Annotated in this window: 5 protein-coding genes; all 5 read right to left on the bottom strand. The window is 71.2% G+C overall.

Annotation, left to right across the window (positions count from 1 at the left end; all coding sequences use genetic code 11):
* Positions 1-183 precede the first annotated feature (183 nt).
* A complete protein-coding gene (locus D7V88_RS38775; RefSeq protein WP_244238626.1) occupies positions 184-1,404 on the bottom strand; it encodes a hypothetical protein in 1,221 nt (406 codons plus the stop codon).
* Between the two features lie 78 nt (positions 1,405-1,482).
* Entirely contained in the window at positions 1,483-1,959 is a 477-nt protein-coding gene (gene ybaK, locus D7V88_RS38770) for a Cys-tRNA(Pro) deacylase (protein ID WP_120545560.1), read from the bottom strand.
* 5 nt (positions 1,960-1,964) lie between these two features.
* The gene (purK, locus tag D7V88_RS38765; RefSeq protein WP_120545557.1) at positions 1,965-3,107 is read right to left on the bottom strand and encodes a 5-(carboxyamino)imidazole ribonucleotide synthase; all 1,143 of its coding nucleotides are present in this window, start codon (positions 3,105-3,107) and stop codon (positions 1,965-1,967) included.
* Positions 3,104-3,607: a 5-(carboxyamino)imidazole ribonucleotide mutase gene (purE, locus tag D7V88_RS38760; RefSeq protein ID WP_208726718.1), complete on the bottom strand. Its 504-nt coding sequence runs from the start codon at positions 3,605-3,607 to the stop codon at positions 3,104-3,106. Before purE ends, purK begins: the two co-directional genes overlap by 4 nt.
* 204 nt (positions 3,608-3,811) lie before the next feature.
* On the bottom strand, positions 3,812-5,093 hold a 1,282-nt coding region (locus D7V88_RS38755), incomplete at its 5' end, for a VWA domain-containing protein (protein WP_120545556.1).

The following is a 5,093-nucleotide window of genomic DNA, read 5'->3' as shown; positions in this document are numbered from 1 at the left end:
GCCAGGGGGGTGGCGGGCCGGGCTTGCTGGGGGAAGGCAGGCTCATGACTCCTAAAATGTACCGCGCTCTGAAGGAAGCTTCAGTCCCCCCCTCCCTTCAGGCGCCCCCAACATCCAAAAAGGACCCTTGCCGGAAGGCACCACCATTCTTCCCGGGAACTGAGAAAGAGGGCCCCGGGGGCACTACTCCCCGCGAATCCGCTGGAGTTCCGGCACGTTGGCGCCATCGGAAGCCATCGGCGCGGCGTCCACGGGCGTCACCAGGGCGGCTTCCACCGGCGCGACCTGGGCGAGCGTCACCTGGGCCGCGACCGCATCCATGGCCTGCCCCTCCTCTCCCTGAGCAGTCGAGAGAGCCCGGAAACGACGCGCCAGCGAGGCCAGCTCCGCCGCTTTGAGCTGCGCCTGACCGCTGCGCAGGGACAACAGCGCCACGCGCGCGCGCTCCAACAGCGCCACCTCCGCGCGCAGTCGCGCGATGATCCGCTCGCGCCGCTGACGCATGTCTCCCAGCCGCTCCACCTCCTCGGCCAGCGACGCCGCCGCGACCTCCAACTGCCGCCGGGCCACCGCGTCGGTGCTGGCGCGGGCGCTCTTCTCCAGGCTGTCGCGCTCCGCCTGCAGCTCCGCGGTGGCGCGCTCCTCCAACTGCGCTTCCACGCCGGCCCATTCGGACGCCAGCTCCACCGCGCCGCGCGTGATGCGCGCCAACGTGCGGGCCAGCTCCTCGCGCGCGGGCTCACGGGGCAGCTTCGCCAGGGACTGACCGCATTGGCGGTAGAGGGACAGCGCGCGTTCGGACAGGGTGTGGAAGTCGCCGGAGAGCTGGGGCAGCAGCTCCTCCGCTCGTGCCTCCACCGGGTCGGCCGTCAGGCCCAGGTGCGCGGCGATGGCGCCCAGGCCCACGAAGAGCCCCACGATGCCGCCCACCAGCACCGCCGACAGCAGCGTCGGCGTGGCCACGGACGCCAGGTGCACGGCCAGAATCTTCGCCACCACGCCACCCGCCAGGGTGAGCCCCGCGCCCAGCACGCTGCCCAGGCCGTAGTGCACGAGGGTGGGGCGGGCCTCCGCCACCTGGCCCTCCTCGCCCAGCTCGTTGAGGCGCGCGCGCACCAACAGGGCGCCCGCCGCCGCGCCGCTCATCGCCACCGTCCACCCGGGCGACAGGCCCAGGCCATAGGGCAGGCCGACGAGCAGCAGGCCCAGCCCGCTCAACAGGCCCCGGTCCCACCGGTCACCCCTCGCGCACGCCAGCACCACCGCCGCGGGGACCAGCCACGTGAACGGCATGGGCATGCCCATGCGCAGCGTCAGCCACTGCACGACCCCCGCCCCGGCGCCCGCCGCCAGCGCGCGCGTGACGGTGTGCTCGAAGGCTTCGCGGTGGTGGAATTGCAACACGGCGGCATTCATCGGGACACCCCGGGAACGGCCCTCGGGCCGGGAATGTCCTTCGAACGCGTGGCCCGCGAAAAAGGTCTACGCCTTGGGGCGCGACAGCGGTCCCGTCTTCCCTTTCGTCACCCGCAGGTAGTCCGCGGGGGCGAGGAGAATCTGCGTGCCGCGCACCCCCGCCGACACGGCGACGGTGTCGAACAGCTCCAGCGTCTCATCCACGTAGACGGGGTATTCCTTCTTGCCCCCCAGCGCGGTGACGCCGCCCCGGATGAACCCGGTGAGCGGCTGCAATTCCTTGAGCGGGACGGTGTCCACCTTGCGGTCGCCGCTCAGCCGCGCCAGGGCCTTCAAATCCAGCTCCGCGTTGCCCGGCACCACCGCCATCAACACGCCGGTGCGGTCGCCCTTGGCCACCAGCGTCTTGAACACCTGTTCGGCGGGCATGCCCACCTTGGCCGCCACGGTCTCCGCGGACAAGTCGTCCGGGTCCACGTCGTAGTCGCGCAAGCTGTACGCGATGCCGAGCGAATCCAACAACCGGGCGGCGTTCGTCTTCACGGGCGTCACATCCCCAGGAGCCTGGCGGCGGCCTGCACGCGGGTGAGCGCGTCCTCGGGCGTGCTGCCCACCGCGGACAGGTGGCCCATCTTGCGGCCCTTGCGCGCGTCGCGCTTGCCGTACAGGTGCAGCCGGACGCCGGGCATCGCCAGCACCTGCTCGAAGCGGGGCCCACCCTCGTTCAGCCACAGGTCGCCCAGCAGGTTGACGATGGCCGCCGGACGCACCACCTCCACGGAGCCCAGCGGCAGGTTGCACACCGCGCGCACGGCCTGCTCGAACTGGCTCGTCAGGCACGCCACTTCCGTCGAGTGGAAGCTGTTGTGCGGCCGGGGCGCCACCTCGTTCACCAGCAGCGAGCCGTCCCCCAGCAGGAACATCTCCACCACCAGCAGCCCCTCCACCTTCAGCCCGGAGGTGATGTCGCGCGCCACCTGCGACGCCTGCGACAGCACCGCCTCCGGCAGCGGACCCGGCAAGAGCGACCACGCGAGGATGCGGTCCTCGTGGTGGTTGAACGCGGGCGGGTACACCGCGAGCTGCCCATCCGGCCCGCGCGCGACGAGCACCGACAGCTCCGCCTTCAAATCCAGCGCGGCCTCCACCACCACGGAGCGCTCGCCCAGCTCCTTCCACGCGACGGCCGCCTCGGAGGCGCCCTTCACCTCGTACTGGCCGCGCCCGTCGTAGCCGCCCTCACTGGACTTGATGAAGCACTTGCCGCCCATCGCGCTGATGGCCGAGGAGAGCTCCGCCTCCGAGTTCGCCTCGCGCCAGGGCCCCAGCGGGAAGCCGCCCTTGGCGAGCCAGGCCTTCTGCCGTCCCCGGTGCTGCACCACGGACAGCACGTCCGCGCCGGGCCGCATGGGCGTGTGGCGCGCGACGGCGTTCAGCGTGGCCAGCGACACCTTTTCAATCTCCAGCGTCACCACGTCGCACGAGCGCGCCAGATCCTCCGCTGCGGACGTGTCGGAGAAGGACGCGGTGAGGCAGCGGTCCACCACCGAGCGGGCAGGGCAGGTGGAGTCCGGATCCAACGCCTGCACCTGATAGCCCAGCGTGCGCGCGGCGAGCGCCATCATGCGCCCCAACTGCCCACCGCCCAGGATGCCCAGCGTGCCGCCGGGGAGCACCACGCGCGCCGTCATCCGGACACCTCGCGGTGCGCCAGCACTTCGTCCGTGCGGGCCTTGCGCCAGGCGCCCAGCCGCTCGCGCAGCTCCGGGTATTTGAGGCTGAGGATGGCCGCCGCGTGCAGCGCCGCGTTGGCGGCCCCCGGCTTGCCGATGGCCTGCGTGCCCACCGGGACGCCCTTGGGCATCTGCACGATGGAGAGCAGCGCGTCGAAGCCGTTCAGCACCGTCGTCGGCATGGGCACGCCCAGCACCGGCAGCAGCGTCTTGCTGGACACCATGCCGGGCAGGTGCGCCGCGCCGCCCGCCGCGGCGATGATGACCGACAGGCCCCGCGCCTCCGCGGTGGAGGCGTACTCCATCATCCAGTCCGGGGTGCGGTGCGCGGACACGACGCGCACCTCATGCGGGATGCGCAGCTCAGCGAGGATGTCGATCGCCGGTTGCAGGTGTTCGAGGTCGCTTCTGCCGCCCATGATGACCCCGACCCACGGGGTGCTCGCGCTCGCCGCCATGCTGTCTCGCGCCTCCAGTGCGCCCTTCCAGGGCTGAAGCCTGGAAGAACGCGCAGATAGGGCCACGCGATTCCACAGGTCAATCGCGAAGATGCCGCTTCGCGTCGACAAGGGGCCGGGGAGTCGAGCGTTCCCCACTCCAGCCCACCTGACGTCCCAGCCCTGTCGTCACATCCGTGTGACGACAGGGCCGGAAGCACTGCCTCAGTAGGTGGAGCCCATCCGGCCAAAGCCCTTGAGCGCCTTCACCTTGCTGCTCTTCACCGCGGCGCGCTGGGACTCCTCGCTGTCCGCGTCGTCGTAGGCCTTCATGGACGCGGCCTGCTCCGCCTGGTCTTCGGCCACCGCCGCCGCGCCCGCCACGCTGCCGGCTTCCAGGAAGAGCGCCTGGTTCTGGCGCAGGTAGAGCTGGGCCTCGTTCTTCTTGCCCTGGCTCATCGCCTCCGCGGCCTTCTGGAGGTTCTGCGCGCCGCGCGCCCGGGCCGCGTACACCGTGGCCTCCTTGTCCTGGCGCTGCACGACTTCCTCCTGGATGTTGGTGGCCACCGCGGTCAGCCGGGACTGGTCCTCCACGTTCTTGTGGGCGAGCAGGTCCGTGTACGTGAGCTTCAGCCCCGTCACCTGCACCGTCTGGCCCGCGGAGCCCGCGGTGACGTTGAGGCGCACCACCACGCGCTCCACCTGGCCCGCGGAGAAGTCCGGCATCGCCACGCGCACGGTGTTGCCGGCCTGGTGCGCGCGGTAGCCCAGCACCTCGCCCAGCGACGTGCCCGGAGGCAGTTCGAAGGACAGCTCCACGTTGCGCGCCACCGCGGTGGTGGCCTGCTGGAGGTCGCGCTGGAAGAGGGTGGACAACTGGCTTGCGTCCTCCAGGAAGCCGTACGCACCCGCGCCGTACTCCGCGAAGGCCTGCATCAGGTCCTCGTTGAAGTCGGTGCCCACGCCAATGGAGCTCACCGTGATGCCGGAGGCGCGGATCTCCCGCACCACGTTCTTCAGGCCCTGCTCATCCGACACGCCCTCGGTGGGCTGGCCATCGCTCATGAGGATGAGGCGGTTGACGGTGGCGGAGCCCCCCATGGCGGACGCCAACTGCGTGCGGCCCACGGACAGACCCGCGCTGATGTTGGTGCCACCATCGTCCCAGATGCCGTCGATGAACTGGGCCATCCGCTCGCGGTTGGACGGCGTCGCCGGCAGCGACGGCAGGCTCTTCACATCCGACCCGTAGTGCACGATGGCCAGCCGGTCCTCATCCCGCAGGAGCGTCACCAGGTGCCGCGCGGCCTGCTTCGCCTGCTGCAGCTTGTAGCCGCTCATGGAACCCGACCGGTCGATGACGACCGCCAGGTTCACGGGGCTGCGCTTCGCGCCCGCCACCTCGATGCCGGTGAGGTCCACCGTCGCGTACGTCTCCGACGCGCCCACCGGGAGGTACGGGTGCGACAGCCGGCTCTTCACGAGGATGGAGCCCGCGGCCCCGACC

This window comes from Corallococcus terminator, assembly GCF_003611635.1.
Classification (GTDB): domain Bacteria; phylum Myxococcota; class Myxococcia; order Myxococcales; family Myxococcaceae; genus Corallococcus; species Corallococcus terminator.
This window is presented reverse-complemented; position numbering and strand designations above follow the sequence as displayed.